Origin of the sequence: Paraclostridium tenue, assembly GCF_039521565.1 — a bacterium.
GTDB lineage: Bacteria > Bacillota > Clostridia > Peptostreptococcales > Peptostreptococcaceae > Paraclostridium > Paraclostridium tenue.
Window position 1 is genome coordinate 44,229 of sequence record NZ_BAAACP010000010.1, and the last position, 21,572, is coordinate 65,800.

Annotated in this window: 21 protein-coding genes and 1 other RNA gene; 20 read left to right on the forward strand and 2 right to left on the reverse strand. The window is 29.7% G+C overall.

Features of this window, described 5'->3' with window-relative positions:
- Positions 1 to 172: 172 nt before the first annotated feature.
- The 20 genes from ABFX13_RS09185 to ABFX13_RS09280 all read left to right on the forward strand — a co-directional run bounded on the left by ABFX13_RS09185 (position 173) and on the right by ABFX13_RS09280 (position 20,528).
- Positions 173 to 1,477 (forward strand): L-cysteine desulfidase family protein, encoded by a 1,305-nt coding sequence (locus ABFX13_RS09185; protein WP_346045198.1) that lies wholly within the window; start codon positions 173 to 175, stop codon positions 1,475 to 1,477.
- 75 nt (positions 1,478 to 1,552) lie between these two features.
- On the forward strand, positions 1,553 to 2,092 hold the full coding sequence (gene hpt / locus ABFX13_RS09190) for a hypoxanthine phosphoribosyltransferase (protein ID WP_270646624.1): 540 nt from the start codon (positions 1,553 to 1,555) through the stop codon (positions 2,090 to 2,092).
- Positions 2,093 to 2,251: 159 nt separating this feature from the next.
- Positions 2,252 to 3,370, forward strand: a complete 1,119-nt coding sequence (locus ABFX13_RS09195; RefSeq protein ID WP_346045200.1) for an amidohydrolase — start codon at positions 2,252 to 2,254, stop codon at positions 3,368 to 3,370.
- 71 nt (positions 3,371 to 3,441) lie between these two features.
- Positions 3,442 to 3,690, forward strand: coding sequence for an alpha/beta-type small acid-soluble spore protein (locus ABFX13_RS09200; RefSeq protein WP_428833872.1), 249 nt, complete (start codon positions 3,442 to 3,444; stop codon positions 3,688 to 3,690).
- Positions 3,677 to 4,423 (forward strand): class I SAM-dependent methyltransferase, encoded by a 747-nt coding sequence (locus tag ABFX13_RS09205; protein ID WP_187006360.1) that lies wholly within the window; start codon positions 3,677 to 3,679, stop codon positions 4,421 to 4,423. The genes ABFX13_RS09200 and ABFX13_RS09205 overlap by 14 nt, the downstream gene beginning before the upstream one ends.
- A 35-nt stretch (positions 4,424 to 4,458) precedes the next feature.
- Positions 4,459 to 5,340, forward strand: coding sequence for an Hsp33 family molecular chaperone HslO (gene hslO / locus ABFX13_RS09210; protein WP_147546744.1), 882 nt, complete (start codon positions 4,459 to 4,461; stop codon positions 5,338 to 5,340).
- A gap of 114 nt (positions 5,341 to 5,454) precedes the next feature.
- Positions 5,455 to 6,792 (forward strand): RNA polymerase factor sigma-54, encoded by a 1,338-nt coding sequence (gene rpoN, locus ABFX13_RS09215; protein ID WP_346045205.1) that lies wholly within the window; start codon positions 5,455 to 5,457, stop codon positions 6,790 to 6,792.
- 146 nt (positions 6,793 to 6,938) lie between these two features.
- Positions 6,939 to 7,961 (forward strand): sugar-binding transcriptional regulator, encoded by a 1,023-nt coding sequence (locus tag ABFX13_RS09220; RefSeq protein ID WP_346045207.1) that lies wholly within the window; start codon positions 6,939 to 6,941, stop codon positions 7,959 to 7,961.
- 59 nt (positions 7,962 to 8,020) lie between these two features.
- Positions 8,021 to 9,028 (forward strand): type I glyceraldehyde-3-phosphate dehydrogenase, encoded by a 1,008-nt coding sequence (gap, locus tag ABFX13_RS09225; protein WP_346045209.1) that lies wholly within the window; start codon positions 8,021 to 8,023, stop codon positions 9,026 to 9,028.
- Positions 9,029 to 9,251: 223 nt separating this feature from the next.
- Positions 9,252 to 10,451 (forward strand): phosphoglycerate kinase, encoded by a 1,200-nt coding sequence (locus ABFX13_RS09230; RefSeq protein WP_346045212.1) that lies wholly within the window; start codon positions 9,252 to 9,254, stop codon positions 10,449 to 10,451.
- 117 nt (positions 10,452 to 10,568) lie between these two features.
- Positions 10,569 to 11,315 (forward strand): triose-phosphate isomerase, encoded by a 747-nt coding sequence (gene tpiA / locus ABFX13_RS09235; protein ID WP_147546734.1) that lies wholly within the window; start codon positions 10,569 to 10,571, stop codon positions 11,313 to 11,315.
- A 12-nt stretch (positions 11,316 to 11,327) separates the two neighbouring features.
- A complete protein-coding gene (gene gpmI / locus ABFX13_RS09240; protein ID WP_346045219.1) occupies positions 11,328 to 12,857 on the forward strand; it encodes a 2,3-bisphosphoglycerate-independent phosphoglycerate mutase in 1,530 nt (509 codons plus the stop codon).
- A 106-nt stretch (positions 12,858 to 12,963) separates the two neighbouring features.
- Entirely contained in the window at positions 12,964 to 14,256 is a 1,293-nt protein-coding gene (eno, locus tag ABFX13_RS09245) for a phosphopyruvate hydratase (protein ID WP_346045221.1), read from the forward strand.
- Positions 14,257 to 14,518: 262 nt separating this feature from the next.
- Positions 14,519 to 14,740: a preprotein translocase subunit SecG gene (secG, locus tag ABFX13_RS09250; protein WP_147546726.1), complete on the forward strand. Its 222-nt coding sequence runs from the start codon at positions 14,519 to 14,521 to the stop codon at positions 14,738 to 14,740.
- A gap of 209 nt (positions 14,741 to 14,949) precedes the next feature.
- Positions 14,950 to 17,097, forward strand: a complete 2,148-nt coding sequence (gene rnr, locus ABFX13_RS09255) for a ribonuclease R (protein ID WP_346045224.1) — start codon at positions 14,950 to 14,952, stop codon at positions 17,095 to 17,097.
- A 421-nt stretch (positions 17,098 to 17,518) separates the two neighbouring features.
- A complete protein-coding gene (gene smpB, locus ABFX13_RS09260) occupies positions 17,519 to 17,974 on the forward strand; it encodes an SsrA-binding protein SmpB (protein ID WP_147546722.1) in 456 nt (151 codons plus the stop codon).
- Between the two features lie 123 nt (positions 17,975 to 18,097).
- Positions 18,098 to 18,447: a transfer-messenger RNA gene (ssrA, locus tag ABFX13_RS09265) on the forward strand.
- Between the two features lie 365 nt (positions 18,448 to 18,812).
- Complete coding sequence (locus ABFX13_RS09270) at positions 18,813 to 19,550, forward strand: hypothetical protein (RefSeq protein WP_346045227.1); 738 nt, start codon at positions 18,813 to 18,815, stop codon at positions 19,548 to 19,550.
- Complete coding sequence (locus ABFX13_RS09275) at positions 19,543 to 19,932, forward strand: hypothetical protein (protein WP_346045229.1); 390 nt, start codon at positions 19,543 to 19,545, stop codon at positions 19,930 to 19,932. Before ABFX13_RS09270 ends, ABFX13_RS09275 begins: the two co-directional genes overlap by 8 nt.
- Before the next feature lie 5 nt (positions 19,933 to 19,937).
- Entirely contained in the window at positions 19,938 to 20,528 is a 591-nt protein-coding gene (locus ABFX13_RS09280; protein WP_346045231.1) for a hypothetical protein, read from the forward strand.
- 62 nt (positions 20,529 to 20,590) lie between these two features.
- On the opposite strand, the gene ABFX13_RS09285 is transcribed toward ABFX13_RS09280, so the two are convergent.
- Both ABFX13_RS09285 and ABFX13_RS09290 read right to left on the reverse strand, forming a co-directional pair.
- Positions 20,591 to 20,998, reverse strand: a complete 408-nt coding sequence (locus tag ABFX13_RS09285; RefSeq protein ID WP_346045233.1) for a tyrosine-type recombinase/integrase — start codon at positions 20,996 to 20,998, stop codon at positions 20,591 to 20,593.
- Between the two features lie 100 nt (positions 20,999 to 21,098).
- Entirely contained in the window at positions 21,099 to 21,509 is a 411-nt protein-coding gene (locus ABFX13_RS09290; RefSeq protein WP_346045235.1) for a tyrosine-type recombinase/integrase, read from the reverse strand.
- Positions 21,510 to 21,572: the final 63 nt, after the last annotated feature.

Genomic DNA, 21,572 nt, shown 5'->3' on the forward strand with positions numbered 1-21,572 from the left:
GTATCATTTTGAGACTATTTTTTTTCTAAATGAGATTAAATGACAAAAAAGTGTCGAAATTTAATTTTAAATATAGTGATTCCAAGCTTTGAAAAAACATTTTCATTTGGCATGGTTCTTGCTTTTAATAAAATACATAAATATTTTATAGCTATCTAGGAGGAGATCAAAAATGAAAAATTTACAAACTAAATTAGTTAATATATTAAAAGCTGAGGTTAAACCAGCATTAGGATGTACAGAACCAGTTGCAGTAGCATTAGCATGTGCAAAAGCTAAAGAAACATTAGGAGAAGATGTTGTAAAATGCACAATAAAACTTAGCCCAAATGTATATAAAAATGGTATGTGTGTAGGTATACCAGGTACTGATAGATTAGGATTAAAAATATCTGCTGCTATGGGTCTTATAGGTGGAAAATCAGAAAATGGATTAAGAGTATTAGAAACATTAACTAAAGATGATGTTAAAGTTGCAGAAAATTTCATGGATAACAATGATATAAACATATCACCAATAGATACAACTGAAAAAGTTTATATAGAAGTTGAATTAGAAGGAAAGAATAATACTGCTAAGGTTGTTATAAGAACTAAACATGACAATATAGTATTTGTACAAAAAAATGAAGATGTTTTAGTAAACGAAGAAGTAGTTGAAGTTGCTGCAACATCAACTGAGCCTAAAGAAAATATATTAGATACTATAACTATAAAAGAGATAGTAGAAGCTATGGAAACTGTAGATTTCGAAGAAATAAAATTCTTATTAGACGGAATAACTATGAATGAAGAGATAGCTAAGTACGGATTAAATGAAAAAGTTGGAGTAGGTGTAGGTTACGGAATCAAAAAATCTATAGAGTCAGGATTATTAGGTGATGACTTAATGAACTACACAATGATGATAACTGCTGCAGCATCAGATGCTAGAATGGCAGGGGTAAAACTACCAGTTATGAGTTCAAATGGAAGTGGTAACCATGGTATAACAGCTATACTTCCAATAGTTGCATACAATGATAAGTTCCCTCAAACAGAAGAAAAATTAGCTAGATCATTAGCAATATCTCACTTATTAACTGCATACGTTAAAAACTATACAGGAAGATTATCTGCAGTATGTGGATGTGGAGTAGCAGCAAGTATAGGAGCTACAGCAGGATTAGCTTGGTTAATGGGATGTAATGAAACTCAAATAGAAGGTGCAATAGAAAACATGGTTGCTAACTTAAGTGGTATGATATGTGATGGAGCTAAAGCAGGATGTGCTTTAAAACTTGCATCAGCAGCATCAGCAGCATTACAAAGTGCTATAATAGCTAAACAAGATTGTATAGTACCTCCAATGAACGGAATAGTTGGAACTGGAGCAGAGCAAAGTATACAAAACTTAGGTAGAGTAAGTGATAAAGGAATGACTACAACTGATAAGGTTATAATAAATGTAATGGATGATATGAATAAAGCTAACTAATATTTGTTGAATACGTTGCAAAATTAAGAAAACTCCTATAAAATGGATATAATATTATATACCGGAGGTTGTAACATGGATATAGAAACTAAGAAATGGGAAGTATTATGTTCAGAAGAACAAATACAAGAAAGACTAAAAGAATTAGGTGCACAAATATCTAAAGATTATGAAGGTAAAAAACTAATGGTTATATCTTTATTAAAAGGGAGTTTTATATTCTGTGCAGATTTAGTAAGACACATAACAGTACCTGTTAAGATAGGATTTATGACTACTTCAAGTTATGGTCATGAAGAAAGCAGTACTGGTAAAGTTAATATGGTAGCAGATATAAGTGATGATATAGAAGGATATGATGTTTTAGTTGTAGATGATATAACTGATACAGCTCTTACTATGAATTTTGTTATGGGTCACTTAAAAACTAAAAACCCTGCTAGTATAAAATGTTGTGTACTTTTAGATAAGCCAAGTAGAAGAAAGGTAGAATTAGTACCTAACTACTGTGGATTTGAAATAGAAGACAAATTTGTTGTTGGATACGGATTAAATTACGGAGATTACTATAGAAACGTACCTTACGTATTTAATGTTACTAACGAAGATAGATAATAAAAAGAGATTGGATATATCCAATCTCTTTTTTTATAATAATTAAAAAAATAGCACTAAAAACAATAAATTTAATAAAGTTAAGCATTAATAGCAATACAAAGCTAATATATATTGGGTATAATTAAAAAAAGATAAATTGTTGTAAAGGAGAATTATATGAACAATATATGTAATATAAAAGAATCAATGAAAAATAATAGAAAAGAATTACATGTACTAGCTGAAATTGGAAACCAAGAATTTAAGACTAGTAATTATATAAAAAACTATTTAAAAAATATAGGTGTTGAATTTGAGGAATATTTAGATACAGCAGTAGTAGGTATAATAAAAGGTAAAAATCCTTCAAAAACTATAGCATTTAGATCTGATATGGATGCTCTTACTATGGGAGATACAGCTATGCATTTATGTGGGCATGATGGTCATATGAGTGTTTTATTAGGACTTGTAACTTACTTAAATGAACAAAGAGAAAATTTAGTAGATAATATAGTATTTATATTCCAACCTGCTGAAGAAGGTCCAGGAGGAGCCAAGCCTTTAATAAAAGCAGGGATAGTTGAAAAATATAATATAGATGAAATTTATGGGCTTCACATATATCCAGAAATACCTGAAGGTTATGTAGGTACAAGACCTAATTATTTCTTAGCTCAAGTTGGAGAATTAGATATAGACATAAAAGCAAAAAGTGGTCATGGAGCTATGCCTCAAAATGGTATAGATGGAATAGTGTTAGCTTCTAGCTTTATAGGAAGTTTACAAACAATAGTATCTAGAAACATAAGTCCCCTAGATAATGCAGTACTTACAATAGGTAAGATGCATGGAGGTACTAGAAGAAATATAATAGCTGAAAATATAAGAATAGAGGGAACTATAAGAGCTTTTAAACCAGAAGTATATGAAACTATTAAAGAAAGAATTAGAGAACTTGCTAAAGGATATGAAGTAGCATATAACTGTAAAATAGATGTTGAAATAAGAGATGATTATCCAGCTGTCAATAATAATGAAGCTTTATATGAAGAATTTGAAAAAGCTATAGGGCAAGATAAGTTAATAAAACTAGAACCTATAATGATATCTGAAGATTTTTCATATTATCAACAAGTGATACCAGGATTATTCTTTATGTTAGGTGCAAGAAATGAAGAAAAAGGATTTGTAAATGGACTTCATAGCTTAAACTTTAATTTTGATGAAAGCATTTTAGGAAATGCACTAGATATATATATAAAACTACTAAAATATAAAAAGTCTTTACTATAATACTAAATCACTCCTTACTTTGTATAAATTTTACTTATATGATAAGAATACAAAATGAAGGAGTGATTTTTGTGAACGATAAAAAAATTGATATAAATAAACCAAGAACTAAAACTTCTAGAAAGAAAAAAAGAATATTGACAGATGATGATATAATGAAATATGAGATAGCATCAGAACTTGGCTTAATGGACAAGGTTTCTGAGCTTGGTTGGGGAGGATTAACTGCCAAGGAAGCAGGGCGTATTGGAGGTATGTTAACGTCCCGTAAAAAGAAAAAGAAAAAAATAGAGAAGGACGAAGGCGATGGATCAGTATAAAGATTTTGCATTTGTTTATGATGAACTTATGAACGATGTTGATTATGACAAATGGGTTAAATATATAGAAGATATAATAAAAAATGAAGATGCTAAAGTTAAAAATATACTTGAACTAGCATGTGGTACAGGAAATATAACTATACCTTTAGCTAAAAAAGAATATGATATAGCAGGTATAGATATATCAGAGGAAATGCTAAGTGTAGCTAAAGAAAAAGCTGAAAAGCAAGGAATAGAATTAGTTTTACTACAACAAGACATAGCAGAGCTAGACTTTGATATAACAGGGCTTGACTGTGTATTATGTGCTTGCGATGGATTTAACTATATAACTTATGATGATGATTTACAAAATGTATTTGATACAACTTATGAACTATTAAAAGATGATGGAATATTCATATTTGATATAAGTTCATATTATAAACTTGCCAATATATTAGGTGGAAATATATATGGAGAAAATAGAGAAGATGTTTCATATCTATGGCAAAACTATTTTGATGATGAAGAGAATTTATTAGAAATGGAATTAGCATTCTTTATAAAGGGTGAAGATGAAAGATATGATAAATTCGAAGAAGTTCATCAACAAAGAGCCTATACAGAAGAAGAAATAATAGAGATGCTTCAAGAATCTGGATTTGGGAATATAAAAGTATATGGAGACTTTACATTTAACAAACCAAATGAAGAATCAGAGAGAATATTCTTTGTTTGCAAAAAATAGATATTAATTAGCTTAAATTGATTGGAGGAATACGTATGAAAGATTATGTAATAAGAGCAACAGCTGGAGACGGTCAAGTAAGAGCTTTTGTTGCGACAACTAAAAATATGGTAGAAACAGCTAGAGAAATGCATAAAACTACTAAAGTTGCAACTGCAGCATTAGGAAGAACTCTAACAGCTACATCTATGATGGGTCTTATGATGAAAAATGATGGAGATAAAATAACAGTTATAATAAAAGGTGGAGGACCTATAGGAAGCATATTAGCAACAGCTAATTCTAAAGGAATGGTAAAAGGATATGTAGACAATCCAAATGTTGTAGTTGAAGATTATCCAAATGGAAAATTAAATGTTGCAGCTGCTGTTGGTACAGAAGGAACAGTTAGAGTTACTAAGGATTTAGGATTAAGAGAGCCATATAATGGATCATATCCTATAGTTAGTGGAGAAATAGCACAAGATTTAACTTATTACTTTGCAGTATCAGAGCAAACTCCATCAGTAGTAGCTTTAGGTGTATTAACTAAAGAAGAAGAAGTAGAGCATGCTGGAGGATTTATAGTTCAATTAATGCCAGATGCTGTTGAAGAAACTATAGCAACATTAGAAGAAAATGTTAAAGGATTAGATTCTATAACTAACATGCTAAAGGATGGAAAAACTCCTGAAGATATACTTGAAATAGTACTTAAAGGTTTAAATCCTCAAATACTAGATAAATGCGAAGTAGGATTTGAATGTGAATGTTCTAAAGAAAGAGTTGAAGGTGTTTTAATATCTATAGGAAAAGAACAATTATCTGAAATAATAGAAGAAGATAAACAAGCAGAAATAGGATGTCAATTCTGTAATACAAAATATTTATTTAATGAAGATGAATTAAAAGCTATATTAGATAAAATGAATAAATAATAAAAGATTGGATAAAACCCTTTTGCATAAGTGTTGTACCAAGTGGTAGAATATATTAATGCAAAAGGGTTTTTTAGTATATGACAATAGATATAAAGCGAGGTGAATAAATTTATGAACTTTAATAATAGGTTGGAATTAGTTCAATCACAAAAGCTAGTTATGACAACTCAGTTGAAACAATCCTTAGCAATCCTTAATATGAGTAAGGTTGAATTAGAAGAAGAAATAAGAAAAGAATCAGAAGAAAATCCATTATTAGATATTGAGCGTAAGGAAGAGATAAATTGGGAAGCTTATATAAATAATATTGATAATGGATATAAAGGAGAAAAAACTTATAATCCAGACAATGATTTAAACTTAGAAAACATTATTAGGGAAGAAACTAACTTATATGAATATTTAAATCTTCAAATTGGATTATATAAACTTACAGAATTAGAAAAAGAAATTTGCAATTATATAATAGATAGTTTAGATGAAGATGGATATTTAAGAATAGAAGAGCAATATATATTAGGAGATTTAGGGATAGATAAATTTACGTTTGAAAATTGTTTAACAAAGATTCAGCAATTAGATCCTGTAGGGGTTGGAGCAAGAAATTTAGTTGAATGTTTAATAATACAAATTAAAAATCAAGGGATTTATGATGAAGATTTAATACAAATAATAAAGGAAGATTTATATTTAATAGCATCAAACAAAATAAAGGAAATTAGTAAAAAACATAAGTTGCCTATGGACAAGTGTATAACTTTAGTTAATAAGATAAAAAAATTAGATCCAAAACCAGGTAGATTATGTTCTAGTGAAAAAACGGTATACGTGCAACCAGATGTTATAGTTGAAAAAATAGAAAATGAATTTGTTATTTACATAAATGAAAGAGATTCGTATGTTCTAAAAATAAATAACTTCTATAAAGAAGTTTTGAAAAATTCTTCTACAGACAATGAAGCTAAAGATTTTATAAAATCAAAGCTAAATTCTGCAACAAATTTAGCTAAAAATATACAAAGTAGAAATCATACTATACTTAAAATAGCAGAATCTATAGTTTCATGCCAAGAAGAGTTTTTTAATAAAGGACCACAATTTATAAAGCCACTAAAGTTAAAGGATATAGCATACATGATAGAATGTCATGAATCGACAGTAAGCAGAGGGGTAAACGGTAAATATATGTTAACACCTTTTGGAGTATATGAATTTAAATACTTCTTTAGTAGCGCCATAGAAACTACTTCAAATGAGATGGCCTCTAGTACAAGTATAAAAAAGATAATAAAGGAAACAATAAAAGGGGAAAATAAGAAAAAACCTTTAAGTGATGAACAATTATCTAAAATATTAAAAGATAGTGGAATTTCAGTGGCTAGAAGAACTGTAGCCAAGTATAGGGAAGAGCTTCAGATACCTTCATCTAGTAAAAGAAGGGAATATTAATAATAAAATTATAAAAAAAATTTTAAAAACTATTGAAATTAGTAAGGATTTCCTATAAAATAAAATTAACTTGTGGGACTAAAAATTAAACAAGGGACACTAAATGTCCCGTTAACATTAATTAATATTGAAGGAGCAAGATTTTAATGAATGATTTAATTAATATACAAAAAAAATTAATTCCACAAGTAATAGAACTTATGGAAAGAAGATATTTAATTTTAAGACAAATATCTTTAACTGAACCAATAGGGAGACGTACATTATCAAATATGCTAGAAATTAGCGAAAGAATAATAAGATCTGAAACAGAAGTTTTAAAAGAACAAAATCTAATAAACGTAGCTGTATCAGGAATGACAGTTACGCAAGAAGGATTAGAGCTTTTAGACCAATTAAAAGATCTTATGAATGAGGTTATGGGTCTTTCTAAGCTACAAAATAGAGTTAAAGAAAAGCTGGGAATAAAGAAAGTTATAATAATTCCTGGTAACTATGAAAAAAATGAAAGCTTACTAAAAGATGTTGCAAAACAAGGTGCAGAGTATTTTTTAAGTATATTAAAGGATACAAATATTGTATCAATAACTGGTGGAAGTACCATGTTAGAATTTGCAAATAGTTTAAGAGGCGATAAAAAATACAATCAAACGACTATAGTTCCTGCTAGAGGAGGAGTCGGAAAAGATGTAGAAACTCAAGCAAATAATATTGTAGCAATTGTAGGTAAAAAATTAGGAGCACACTATAAGTTACTTCATATACCAGATGAGCTAGGTGTAGAGGCTATGAAAACGCTTAGTTTGGAACCAGAGATAAAGAAAACTTTAAATTACATAGTAGATACAGACATACTTGTGTTTGGAATCGGAAGAGCAGATGAAATGGCTACAAGAAGAAAATTACCAAAAAAACAAGTAGAAGAAATATTATCTAAGGGAGCAGTTGGAGAGGCTTTTGGATACTATTTTAATAAAGATGGTGAAATAGTATATGAATTAAATACTGTAGGAATTAATTTAGAAACATTTAAATCTGTAAAAAATAATATAGCTATATTTGCAGGAGCAAGTAAAGCAGAAGCAGTTACTGCGATTTCAAAGGTAAATGATAATATGGTAATTGTTACAGATGAGGAAAGTGCTTATAAAATATTAGAAATAAATTAGTTAATAACTAGCTAAAGCTAGCTAAATATACACACATTTATTTTAGGGAGGCAAATAAAATGGTTAAAGTAGCAATAAATGGATTTGGTAGAATAGGTAGATTAGCTCTAAGAAGATTAATGGAGCAAACTGATAAATTTGAAGTAGTAGCAATAAATGACTTAACAGACGCTAAGACATTAGCTCACTTATTCAAATACGATTCAGCTCAAGGAAGATTCAACGGTGAAATAGAAGTTAAAGAAGGAGCTTTCGTAGTTAACGGTCAAGAAATAAAAGTTACTGCAGAAAGAAACCCACAAGACTTACCATGGAAAGAATTAAATGTTGATATAGTATTAGAGTGTACTGGATTCTTCACATCTCAAGAAAAAGCTGGTCTTCACTTAGAAGCTGGTGCTAAGAAAGTTGTTATATCTGCACCTGCAAAAGGAGACTTAAAGACAGTAGTATTTAACGTTAACCATGATATATTAGATGGTAGCGAAACAGTTATATCAGGGGCTTCTTGTACAACTAACTGTTTAGCACCAATGGCTAAAACTTTAAATGATAAATTCGGATTACAAAAAGGGTTCATGACTACTATACATGCATATACTAATGACCAAAATACTTTAGATGGTCCTCATGCTAAGGGTGATTTAAGAAGAGCTAGAGCTGCTGCTGCTAATATAGTTCCTAACACTACAGGAGCTGCAAAAGCTATAGGTTTAGTTATACCAGAATTAAAAGGTAAATTAGACGGAGGAGCTCAAAGAGTTCCAGTTGTAACTGGTTCTTTAACTGAATTAGTTTGTACATTAGATAAAAATGTAACTGTAGAAGAAATAAATGATGCAATGAAAGAAGCATCTAATGAATCTTTCGGATACACTGAAGAACCATTAGTATCTACAGATATAATAGGAATAGAATACGGATCATTATTTGATGCAACTCAAACAAGAGTTATGGAAGTAGATGGAAAACAATTAGTTAAAGTTACTTCTTGGTATGACAATGAAATGTCTTACACTTCTCAATTAATAAGAACTTTAGGATACTTCGCTAATTTAGCTAAGTAATTTAAATAAAAAGTAAAAGGCTTCAAAAAAGTCCGGGTTTGTAGTTTAACGCTACGGGCTCCGGACTTTTTTAGCAACGTATAAAGTCATTGATGATATGAAATGTTTCGTCGACACGTCGCTTAGGCGAAGCAAATCTCTATCAATGTGATATACTTTTATACAAAAATCAACAAATGTGATATACTAAATAGTGTGAACTATTTTGAGAGGAGATATGACTATGTCAATGCTTAATAAGAAAACAATAGAAGATATAGATGTGTGTGGTAAGAAAGTTTTAGTTAGATGTGACTTTAACGTACCATTAAAAGATGGGGTTATAACTGATGAAAATAGATTAAACGGGGCAATGCCTACTATAAAATACTTAGTAGATAACGGAGCAAAAGTAATATTATGTTCTCACTTAGGAAAGCCTAAAGGAGAAGCTAAACCAGAGTTGTCTTTAGCACCAGTAGCTAAAAGATTATCTGAAATGTTAGGTAAAGAAGTTATATTTGCAGCTGACGAAAACGTTGTAGGAGAAAATGCAAAAGCTGCTGTAGATAAAATGGAAAATGGTGATGTAGTATTACTTGAAAATACTAGATATAGAAAAGAAGAAACTAAAAATGAAGAAAACTTTTCTAAAGAATTAGCTTCTTTAGCTGAAATATTCGTAAATGATGCATTCGGAACTGCACATAGAGCTCACTGTTCAACAGTTGGTGCTGGAGAATTTTTAGCTGAGAGAGCTTGTGGATACTTAATTCAAAAAGAATTAAAATTCTTAGGAGAAGCAGTAGCTAATCCTGTAAGACCTTTTACTGCTATATTAGGTGGAGCTAAAGTTTCTGATAAGATAGCTGTTATAAATGAATTATTAGAAAAAGTAGACAACCTAATAATAGGTGGAGGAATGGCTTATACATTCTTAAAAGCTCAAGGATATGAAATAGGAACTTCTTTAGTAGAAGAAGATAAAGTTGAATATGCTAAAGAAATGATGGAAAAAGCAAAAGCTAAAGGTGTTAAATTATTATTACCAATAGACAATGCTGTAGCTGATAAATTTGCTGATATTAAACCAGTTATAACTGAAGATGCAAATATACCAGCTGGATATATGGGACTAGATATAGGACCTAAAACAATAGAAGAATATGTAAATACAGTAAAAGCTTCTAAAACAATAGTATGGAATGGACCAATGGGAGTATTCGAATTTGAAAACTTCGCAAAAGGAACATTAGCTGTTGCTAAAGCTATGGCAGCATTAACTGATGCTACAACAGTTATAGGTGGAGGAGACTCTGCTGCAGCTGTTAACCAATTAGGATTTGGAGATAAAATGACTCACGTTTCAACTGGTGGAGGAGCTTCTCTTGAATTCTTAGAAGGTAAAGAATTACCAGGTATAGTAGCTTTAGATAACAAATAAGAAAAATTAGTATTTACCAATAATTTAAAATATATGACTATGGTAGTGATAAAACTACCACCACTACCATAGTTAAAAAAAGTACTATATAGATTTTATAGTAATGGAGGAATCAAAATGAGAAAACCTATAATAGCAGGAAACTGGAAAATGCACAAAACTATAGCTGAAGCTGTAGAATTTGTTAATGAAATAAAAGGAAAAGTAAATAATACAGATGTGGAAGCAGTTATATGCGCACCTTTTACTTTACTAAAGGATTTAAAAGAAGCTACAAAAGGAACTGATATAAAAATAGGTGCTCAAAATATGCACTATGAAGATAATGGAGCATTCACAGGAGAAGTATCTGCTCCTATGTTAAATGAATTAAACATAGATTATGTAGTACTTGGACATTCTGAAAGAAGACAATACTTTAATGAAACTAATGAAACAGTAAACAAAAAAGTATTAAAAGCTTTAAAATCAGGAATAGACCCAATATTATGTATAGGTGAAACATTAGAAGAAAGAGAAGCTGATAAAACTAAAGATGTATGTAAAGTACAAGTTGAAAAAGCTTTAGAAAACGTATCTAAAGATGATATGAAAAAAGTTGTTATAGCTTATGAACCAATATGGGCTATAGGAACTGGTAAAACTGCAACTGCTGAGCAAGCTAACGATGTAATAGCATACGTTAGAGATGTAGTTAAGGGATTATATGGAGAAGAAATATCTGAAGAAGTAAGAATACAATATGGTGGAAGTGTTAAACCTGCTAATGTATCTGAAATAATGAATCAAACTGATATAGATGGAGCTTTAGTTGGTGGAGCTAGTTTAAAACCTGCTGACTTTGTAGAGCTTGTTAATTTCTAAGGAGTGAAAAACATGAAAAAACCAGTGGCATTAATAATAATGGACGGTTTTGGATGTAGTGATATAAAGGTAGGAAATGCAGTAGCAAGTGCAAAGACTCCTAACTTAGATAAATTACATGAAAACTATCCTCATACTTTAATAAAAGCTAGTGGACTTGATGTAGGTCTTCCAGATGGACAAATGGGTAACTCAGAAGTGGGACACACTAACATTGGTGCAGGAAGAATAGTATATCAAGATTTAACTAGAGTTAGTAAAGCAATAGAAGATGGTGAGTTCTTTAAAAATGAAGTCTTACTAAAAGCTATGGAAAATGGAAAAGAACATGCACTTCATTTAATGGGATTATTATCTGATGGTGGAGTTCACTCACACATAGACCATTTAAAAGCTGTAATAAAAATGGCTAAAGAAAATGGTGTTGAAAATGTATATGTTCATGCATTTACAGATGGTAGAGACACTGAACCAAAAAGTGCTTTAACTTATATCGAAGATGTAGAAAAATACATGAAAGAAGTAGGCGTGGGTAAATTTGCATCAGTATCAGGAAGATACTATGCTATGGATAGAGATAAAAGATGGGAAAGAATTCAATTAGCTTATGAAGCTATGGTTGACGGTAAGGGCGAAACTGCTACTTCTGCAAAAGAAGCGATAGAAAAAGCTTATGCCGATGATAAAACAGATGAATTCGTATTACCAACTGTAATAGTTGAAAATGATAAGCCAGTTGGTCTTATAAAAGAAAATGATTCTATAGTATTTGGAAACTTTAGACCAGATAGAGCAAGACAAATAACTAGAGCATTAGTATGTGATGACTTTACTGGATTTGAAAGGCCTTGTATGAAAACTTACTTTGTTTGTTTAACTACATATGACATAACTATAAAAAATGTCAATGTAGCATTTAAACCACAAAGTTTAAAAAATACATTAGGAGAGTATTTAGCTGAAAAGGGCAAAACTCAATTAAGGGCTGCTGAAACAGAAAAATACGCTCATGTTACTTTCTTCTTTAATGGTGGAGTAGAAGAACCAAATAAAGATGAAGATAGATTATTAGTGCCATCTCCAAAAGTTGCAACATATGACCTTCAACCAGAAATGAGTGCTGATGAATTAACAGAAAAAATATTAAAAGCTATAGATGAAGATAAATACGACTTTATAGTACTTAACTATGCTAACCCTGATATGGTAGGACATACTGGAGTTATAGGAGCAGCAGTTAAAGCTGTAGAGGAAGTAGATAAATGTGTTGGTCAAGTGACAGCTAAAATATTAGAAAAAGGTGGAGTTTCTTTAATAACTGCAGACCACGGTAATGCAGAACTTATGCAAGACCCTGAAACTAAAACTACTGTAACTGCTCACTCAACTAACCCTGTGCCATTTATAGTAGTAGGTGATGATTATAAATCAGTTAAACTAAGAGAAGGTGGAAGATTATCTGATATAGCACCTACAGTACTTGATTTAATGAACTTAGAAAAACCAGAAGAAATGACTGGAACTTCATTAATAGAAAAATAATTATATACGGCAAATTTAGCCTAAATTAACTATAATTTACCAAAATATATAATATAATATAAATAAATTTAAAAATTTGATAGTAAACTTGAAAGGAGACATAATTATGTCATTAATCGATTTAGTATACGCTAGAGAAGTATTAGATTCAAGAGGAAACCCAACTGTAGAGGTTGAAGTAGTATTAGAAAGTGGAGCAACTGGTAGAGCTATAGTTCCATCAGGAGCATCAACAGGAGCTTTCGAAGCAGTTGAGTTAAGAGATGGAGATAAAGATAGATTTTTAGGAAAAGGTGTTGAAAAAGCAGTTGATAATGTAAACGAAATAATAGCACCTGAATTAGAAGGTATGGATGCAACTGACCAACCAGGAATAGATCGATTATTAATAGAATTAGATGGAACTAAAAACAAAGGTAAATTAGGAGCTAATGCTATATTAGGTGTTTCTATGGCTGTAGCTAGAGCTGCTGCTGAAGAAGTTGGACTACCTTTATTCCAATACTTAGGTGGAGTAAATGCTAAACAATTACCAGTTCCAATGATGAACATATTAAACGGTGGAGAACATGCTGATAACAACGTAGACGTTCAAGAATTTATGATATTACCAGTAGGAGCTAAATCTTTCAGAGAAGCTTTAAGAATGGGTGCAGAAGTATTCCACTCTTTAAAGAAAGTTTTAGGAGAAAAAGGATTAGCTTGTGGTGTTGGTGATGAGGGAGGATTTGCTCCAAACTTAGATTCAAACAGAGCTGCATTAGAATTAATAGTTGAAGCTATATCAAAAGCTGGATATGAGCCAGGAAAAGACGTTATGTTAGGACTTGACGTTGCTGCTTCTGAAATGTATAACAAAGAAACTAAAAAATACGTTTTAGCTGGAGAAGGTAAAGAATTAACTTCAGAGCAAATGGTTGAATTATATGAAGATTGGGCTAACAACTTCCCAATAATAACAATAGAAGACGGATTAGACGAAGAAGACTGGGATGGATGGAAAGTATTAACTGAAAGATTAGGAAACAAATTACAATTAGTTGGAGACGACTTATTTGTTACTAATACTGAAAGATTAGAAAGAGGAATAGAAGCTGGTGTTGCTAACTCTATATTAGTAAAAGTTAACCAAATAGGTACTTTAACTGAAACTTTAGATGCTATAGAAATGGCAAAAAGAGCTGGATACACTGCTGTTATATCTCATAGATCAGGAGAAACTGAAGATACTACAATAGCTGACTTAGCAGTAGCAGTAAATGCTGGTCAAATAAAAACTGGTGCTCCATCAAGAACTGATAGAGTTGCTAAATACAACCAATTATTAAGAATAGAAGAAATGATAGGTGAACCTGCTAGATACTGTGGTTTAAAATCTTTCTATAACTTAAAAAAATAATAATATAAATTATTTTATATAAAAGGAGCCTTAGATTTTTCTAAGGCTCTTTATTTTTATACTAAGTAGAATAAAATACTTCTTTATGTAAATAATTCATTATAGGATAAAAAATTAATATATAACTTTATAAACTGAAAAATTTTGATAATATTACGTATATAATATAAAGAAGATAGGCTTAACAACTTGAATGTAGTATTTTATTGTGCTACACTAAAATTATGTTATAATTAGAGATTATAAACGTAGGAGGATAACCATGGCTAATGTTTTAATGGGATTACAAATAGTTTTATCTATCGTTTTAGTAATAAGTATAATGCCTCAAGATAGCAAAAATGCTGTACCTACTGAATTCGGTGGAGAAGGAACACAAAGCTATTTTAAGCCAAAAGGAAAAGAAGCTTTTTTATCAAGAGTTACAAAAATAACATCAGTATTATTTTTCTTAAATGCAATAGCTTTACTTTTAGTTAAATAATAAAATTAAATTTGTTTAAAAAGATGACAATTACGAAAATCGTAATTGTTTTTTATTTAAAAAAACAAAAAATTACAAAATAAACCAATTAGTGATATAATTTAGGAATAGTTAATATATATGTAATTTATATAAATAAATTGGGAAAAATATTTATTAAACGCATAGAATAAATTAAATAACAAATATAAAAATGAGGAGGAAAAACAATGGGTGAAGAGCTAAAACAAAAATTGTTGGGACTTATATCAGAAGCAGCATACAATCCTCTAAAAAAAGAAGAGTTAGCAATGATATTTGATATACATCACACAGAAATACCAATGTTTTATAATTTTTTAGACGAATTGGTAGAAGATGGGTATTTGATACTTACTAAAAAAGGAAAGTATACATCTCCAAATAAGATGGGACTTTTCGTGGGTAAATTAGTATCTCATAAAAAAGGATTTGGATTTGTAGAATCTGATGAAGAATACACTCAAGATTTATTTATACCTGCTGATAGCTTAAACGGTGCAATGCATAATGACAGAGTAATAGCGGAAATAACAACACCAGCAACGGACGAAAAAAGAGCAGAAGGTAGAATAATTAAGGTAATAGAAAGAGCTATAACAGATGTTGTAGGAACTTTCCAAGATAGTAAAAACTTCGGGTTTGTAGTGCCTGATAATAAAAAATTTAATAAGGATATATTTGTTCCTAAGAAGTTTTTCAATGGTGCAAAATCAAATGACAAAGTTGTTTGTAGAATAACAAAGTGGCCAATGGAAGATAGAAAGCCAGAAGGTAAGATAATAGAAGTATTAGGACAAAAAGGTGAGAGATACGTTGAGATTGCTTCTGTAATAAGAGAGCATGGATTACCTGAAGAGTTTCCTAAGAAAGTATTAGATGAAGCTGAGAAGGTAGCTATTGAAATACCACAAGAAGAAATAGATAGAAGATTAGATATAAGAGATATGAATATATTTACTATAGATGGTGAAGATGCTAAAGACTTAGATGACGCTGTATCTATAGAAGTTTTAGATAATGGAAACTACAAGCTAGGAGTTCATATAGCTGATGTTACTCATTATGTAAAAGAAAAAAGTAAATTAGATAAAGAAGCTTTAAAAAGAGCTACTTCTGTGTATTTAGTTGATAAGGTTATACCTATGTTACCTAAGACTTTATCTAATGGAGTATGTAGTTTAAATCCTTTTGAAGATAAGCTTACATTATCTGTGTTTATGGAAATAAACAGTAAAGGTGAGGTTGTTAAACACGATATAAAAGAAACTATTATAAACTCTAAAGCTAGAATGACTTATACAGAGGTTTCTGATATTCTTGAAAAAGATGATGAAAAGCTTAAAAAAACATTTGCTAAGCTTGTAGATGATTTTTATAATGCTGAAAAGTTAGCAAGAATATTAATGCAAAGAAGAGAAAAGCGTGGAGCAATAGATTTTGATTTCCCAGAAGCTAAGATAATTTTAAATGGTGATGGGGATGTTGTAGATATAAAACAATATGAAAGAAGAATATCAAATAGAATAATAGAAGAGTTCATGTTAGTTACAAATGAAACTGTTGCAGAGCACTTCTTCTGGTTAAACATGCCTTTTGTTTACAGAATCCATGAAACCCCAGCGCATGAAAAGATAGAAACTTTAAATAAGTTTATATCTACTTTTGGATATGTTATAAAAGGTGACTTAGAAAGTGTTCATCCTAAGGAATTACAAAAGATTATAGAAAATATACATGGAACTACTGAGGAGAAGGCTATAAGTACTATTATGCTACGTTCTTTAAAACAAGCTAGATATTCTCCAGAGTGTATAGGTCACTTTGGATTAGCTGCACAATATTACTCTCACTTTACTTCTCCAATAAGAAGATATCCAGACTTACAAATCCATAGAATTATAAAAGAGTTCTTAAATGGAAAGATAAGTCAAAAAAGACAAGATCAATTAACTCAAATAGTTGATTATGCTTCAACTCAATCTTCTGAAAGAGAAAGAGAAGCTGAACTTGCTGAAAGAGATGTTAAGGATATTTATAAAGCTAGATATATGGAAGATAAGGTTGGAGAAGAGTTTATCGGTATAGTTTCTAGTGTAACTTCTTTTGGTATGTTTATAGAGCTTGATAATACTGTTGAAGGTTTAGTTAGACTTGCTGATATGAGTGATGATTATTATATATTTGATGAAAATACTTTTACTATTTTAGGTGAGAGAACTAAGAAAATGTATAAAATCGGTGATGTTGTTAAGATAAGAGTTGATAAGGTTAATGTTGACTTTAAAGAAATTGACTTTGCATTATTAGGTAAAGTTGAAAATGATATAGATGAGTAGTTAGTTACTGATGGCGGGGGTTGATTAGTTGTTTCCTTCACACAAAGACCTAAAAAGAGCGGTCTTTAAGTGTTTCGTCAACAACTAATCAAACCCTCGTTTTTTGTAACTTAACTTTAAGGAAAAAGAGACGATAAAGAGCAAAAGATTTATAAAAAAGATTTTAAAATATAAGAAATTTAAATTATTAAAAAATTATTTTTCAATAATATTTAAGTTATATGTTGTTAAAGAGTTTATTTGGGTATTAATATAATAATATATTGATTATGTGTAATAGATATTGAAGTTATTACATATAATAGTATTAAATATAGTTATATATATGATTTTACTAGTATTTTGTAAGTATTGACTAGTATGGTTATATATGGTATATTTTAAGGTGATTAATGAAGGATAAAGATAAGAGGTGAATTGTATGGCAGGTGTTAAGGTTTTAGCTACTAATAGAAAAGCTAGACATGAGTATTTTATAGAAGAGACTTATGAGTGTGGTATCGAGTTAAAAGGTACTGAGGTTAAGTCTATTAGACAAGGAAAGCTTAACTTGACTGATGGTTATGCTTCTGTTGATAATTCAGAAGTATTTTTAAAACAAGTTCATATAAGTCCATACGAGCAAGGTAACATTTTTAATGTTGATCCTCTTAGAGTTAGAAAATTATTACTTCATAAGCATGAAATTAGAAAGCTTATAGGGGCTACTACTATAAAAGGATATTCTTTAATTCCTTTAAGTGTTTATCTTAAAAATGGTAAAGTAAAAGTAGAGCTTGCTTTAGCAAAAGGTAAGAAATTATATGATAAACGTCAAGACTTAGCTAAAAAAGATGCTAATAGACGTATTGAAAGAGAATTATCTGGTAGATACTAGTATTAATTCCAATGAGATAATATTGCTTTTGTTTTTAAAAAGTTTTATTATATAGATAACAACTTAATAATAAATGGTGAAAAAAAGTTTGCGAAAAAGTCTTAAGGACTATAAAACTACCACGGGGGCGTAATGGTTTCGACGTGGGTTTGGAACTTGAGGCTGCGTGTCGTGTTACTCTGGGTCACGTAAAAACTGGGGAATTTAAAATAAACGCAAACGATAATTACGCTTTAGCAGCTTAATGACTGCTCGTCCCGCCTAAGCCCTCCTGCCGGCTAGGCCTGGATGTCATCTATGCAGGGAACTACTTTCGGGGTGTCTCGACCGAGAGTGGACTAATCGGGACTGGTCAATCACATAGCTTGCCACTGGGCGATGTGTGCGACGAGATTTAAATCAGATGGCTACACACGTAGATGCAGCGAGGAAAAGACTTGCGGACAGGGGTTCGACTCCCCTCGTCTCCACCAATAAATGCTTTGTAAAAGCTATACAGATTGGAATTGCTTAATTTAAAAAATTAAGCAATTCCTTTTTTATTATAAAAAAACACAATAGTAACACAACCATAGTAATAAAAAATATAAAATTAATGTGAAGTCTATAAAATTATTAGATATATATGATCAACTTAACTTATTATAAATTAAATTCATATAATTTATCAACAAGGAAAACAACATATAAACTAACTATGTAAATAAACCATATAGAAAATGCTTTGAAGGTATTAAATATGGATATAATACTATGTAGAATATAAATATGTAGAATATAGACTTTTTAAATGTTATAATTAAGGTATAGTAAACGGAAGTTATACAGGAGGTTAATTATGAAAATTGATAATATAGGATTTAATTTATATATGCCTAAGGTAGACAATATAAGAAGGTTTGCCTATGATATAGAACAAGAACTAAAGGAATATTTTATCACGCCATTTAATATAATTCCTATACCAGATGATGCACCAGAGGAAATACCTAGAATTATAGCTAAATCTCAAAATGGGCATAGTGAACTTAGTATATCTTCTATAAATATTAATTTAAATATAGAATTTGATGATATTTATAATCGAGATATAGATAGGTGTTTTGATTATATTAAAGAGAGAATAAGTAAATTAATTGACGTATTCTCTAAGTATTCGGATGGTAAATTCTTATTTTCAGGTATAATATCAAGGGTAATTATAGATGACATAGAAGACCCGATAGGTTTTTTAAGCAATAATTTTTTAAATGTTAAAAGTAATAATAAATTATACAATATGTCTGAAAAAATGGCATATTTATTAGATGACACATATTATTTAAACTTTAATATATATAATATAAGAACATTTGAGGGAGTTATAAGTGAGAATAAGGTTAAACCAGATGTAAAGGAGATTAGTCATTATATGTCTATAGATATAGATATGAATGACAAGTATGGATATAATCATAATGAAGATCATATATGTACAAAAGATACAATTGATCACATAATAAAAAGCATAAAATATAATATAAATCAAAATATTAATAATATAATAGAAAAGAAGGAGTTGATATTAAGTGAATAATTATTTAAATAAACCAATAGTTACAGCAGGTTTAATAGCTTCTATGGTATCAGTAGTATCTATTGATACATCAATGATGCCAAATAGTAGTAGATATTATCAATGTAGTGAATATTCGTTAGGTTCTAATAAGCATTTTTCTTATAATAGAAACAACTTCAAAAAAACAAACTTGCAAGAAAGCACAAGCATCAGTGATGAAAAATTTGGTATATATGATGATCAAAATCAAAGATATATTTTAAAAAATTCATATGATAAAAGCATTAGTGATATAACAAACTTATTTGGGGAAATGACCTATTTATCTAAAGCGGGACAGGAAGAGTATAATAGCATAGTAAATAATTTATTTGAAGATACGGATATACAACTTTTCTAAAAATTATGATACAAGAATTTATTGATTTTACAAGTGAGGTTATACCGAGTATAAGTCCCTATACAAAAGAAGGTATAAAGTCTGCTCTTGAGCAATTTAGAACAGGTAATAAAAAATTTCATACTACTATGGATAATAACTTTGAAATACTTACGCAAGGAGATATATTAGATAACATCCCATTTTATAATGTAAATAAAGATACTGGAAAGCTTCAGGTTTATAGAGGTAGAGGTTTAATTTTAAATAATACATGTGACTGTGACAGAGATGAAAATATATTGATAGCACCATTTATACCTATACACAACTTAAAAAAAGATAGACAATCTGTAATATCTAACAGAGCATATGGATATTTATATTTGCCAGATAATAATTTAGATGATTCAGTTGTTGATTTTAGTCTCGCAAATACATATAAACGGGAGCTTATAGTTAAAAGTATTGAAGATAATAAAGTAACTAAATTTAAATCTTTGAATGCATATGGATATTATTTATTTATATGCAAGTTAACAATATATCTTCTTAGACCAGAGGACGCTGAGGTTAATGCTAGAAGAATAGGTGATGTAGATAAAAATTCAAAATAGGAAATTAAAAGGAATCTATTGTAAATGATAGGATTCCTTTTTTATTAAATTATATACTTGGGTTATAAATTAAATATATCATTTAATTTATCAACAGCTTCCAATTTAGTATTTTCCATAACATGAGTATATATATCCATAGTTATACTAATATCATAATGTCCAATAAGCACCTGAACAGTCTTAGGTGGGACATTAGCTTCAAATAATCTAGTAGCATAAGTATGTCTTAATCTATGAAACTTTAAAGGTTCGATATTCAACTTAGTTAATATACTCTTTAAGTTACGGGTAGGTCTTTTATCATCCAAAGGATAGCCTAAGTTATCACAGAATATATAATCGTTATTGGCATATAACTCGCCAAGTTGTAATTTATTTTTAGATTGTTGGACTTTATGCTCCTTAAGTTTAATTAATATATTTTTAGGGATTAGAATAGTTCTTATTGAATTTTTAGTCTTTGGCATTTACTCAATTACTTTTGATTCTCTATTACCGTTTCTATCTATTTCAGTAACACTTTGTAATGTTCTATTGATAGTTAGATTACCAGTATTAAAATCTATATCACCCTAATATTTCACCAAGTCTAAAAGCAGTTAAGAATAATATTTCTAATTCATGGCCAACTAAAGCAGCTATAAGACTTTTTTGTTGCTTTGGAGTTAACATTTTTATTTCTCGAGTAGTATTATCTTTAGGTAATGTAACTAATTTATAATAATTTTTTTGAGTATATTCTTGTTTTTCAGCTTCGGCCAAGCAGGGTTTAAGTCTAGTATTTAAACTTTTAATAGTAGATGTAGGATTTTTATTATTGTCTATTAAGTAATTATAGTACTTTTGCAAATGAGTAGCCCTTAAGTCCTTTAATTTAAGCCTTCCTAATTTAGTATCTTTTATATAATTTCTATATATAACTTCATATTTTTTAAATGATTTAGGTTTTAAATCTTTTATTCTGTAATCAAATATCAAAATACAATACCATTGTTCAAAGTTAATTTATCATCGCTAGGTAAAGCGCCTAGACTAAGTTGT

Excerpts from the sequence above, each read along its gene's own strand:
- ABFX13_RS09185 (WP_346045198.1), top strand. The coding sequence starts at position 173 with ATGAAAAATTTACAAACTAAATTAGTTAATATATTAAAAGCTGAGGTT.
- hpt (WP_270646624.1), top strand. The coding sequence starts at position 1,553 with ATGGATATAGAAACTAAGAAATGGGAAGTATTATGTTCAGAAGAACAA.
- ABFX13_RS09195 (WP_346045200.1), top strand. The coding sequence starts at position 2,252 with ATGAACAATATATGTAATATAAAAGAATCAATGAAAAATAATAGAAAA.
- ABFX13_RS09205 (WP_187006360.1), top strand. The coding sequence starts at position 3,677 with ATGGATCAGTATAAAGATTTTGCATTTGTTTATGATGAACTTATGAAC.
- hslO (WP_147546744.1), top strand. The coding sequence starts at position 4,459 with ATGAAAGATTATGTAATAAGAGCAACAGCTGGAGACGGTCAAGTAAGA.
- rpoN (WP_346045205.1), top strand. The coding sequence starts at position 5,455 with ATGAACTTTAATAATAGGTTGGAATTAGTTCAATCACAAAAGCTAGTT.
- ABFX13_RS09220 (WP_346045207.1), top strand. The coding sequence starts at position 6,939 with ATGAATGATTTAATTAATATACAAAAAAAATTAATTCCACAAGTAATA.
- gap (WP_346045209.1), top strand. The coding sequence starts at position 8,021 with ATGGTTAAAGTAGCAATAAATGGATTTGGTAGAATAGGTAGATTAGCT.
- ABFX13_RS09230 (WP_346045212.1), top strand. The coding sequence starts at position 9,252 with ATGTCAATGCTTAATAAGAAAACAATAGAAGATATAGATGTGTGTGGT.
- tpiA (WP_147546734.1), top strand. The coding sequence starts at position 10,569 with ATGAGAAAACCTATAATAGCAGGAAACTGGAAAATGCACAAAACTATA.
- gpmI (WP_346045219.1), top strand. The coding sequence starts at position 11,328 with ATGAAAAAACCAGTGGCATTAATAATAATGGACGGTTTTGGATGTAGT.
- eno (WP_346045221.1), top strand. The coding sequence starts at position 12,964 with ATGTCATTAATCGATTTAGTATACGCTAGAGAAGTATTAGATTCAAGA.
- secG (WP_147546726.1), top strand. The coding sequence starts at position 14,519 with ATGGCTAATGTTTTAATGGGATTACAAATAGTTTTATCTATCGTTTTA.
- rnr (WP_346045224.1), top strand. The coding sequence starts at position 14,950 with ATGGGTGAAGAGCTAAAACAAAAATTGTTGGGACTTATATCAGAAGCA.
- smpB (WP_147546722.1), top strand. The coding sequence starts at position 17,519 with ATGGCAGGTGTTAAGGTTTTAGCTACTAATAGAAAAGCTAGACATGAG.
- ABFX13_RS09270 (WP_346045227.1), top strand. The coding sequence starts at position 18,813 with ATGAAAATTGATAATATAGGATTTAATTTATATATGCCTAAGGTAGAC.
- ABFX13_RS09280 (WP_346045231.1), top strand. The coding sequence starts at position 19,938 with ATGATACAAGAATTTATTGATTTTACAAGTGAGGTTATACCGAGTATA.
- ABFX13_RS09285 (WP_346045233.1), bottom strand. The coding sequence starts at position 20,998 with ATGCCAAAGACTAAAAATTCAATAAGAACTATTCTAATCCCTAAAAAT.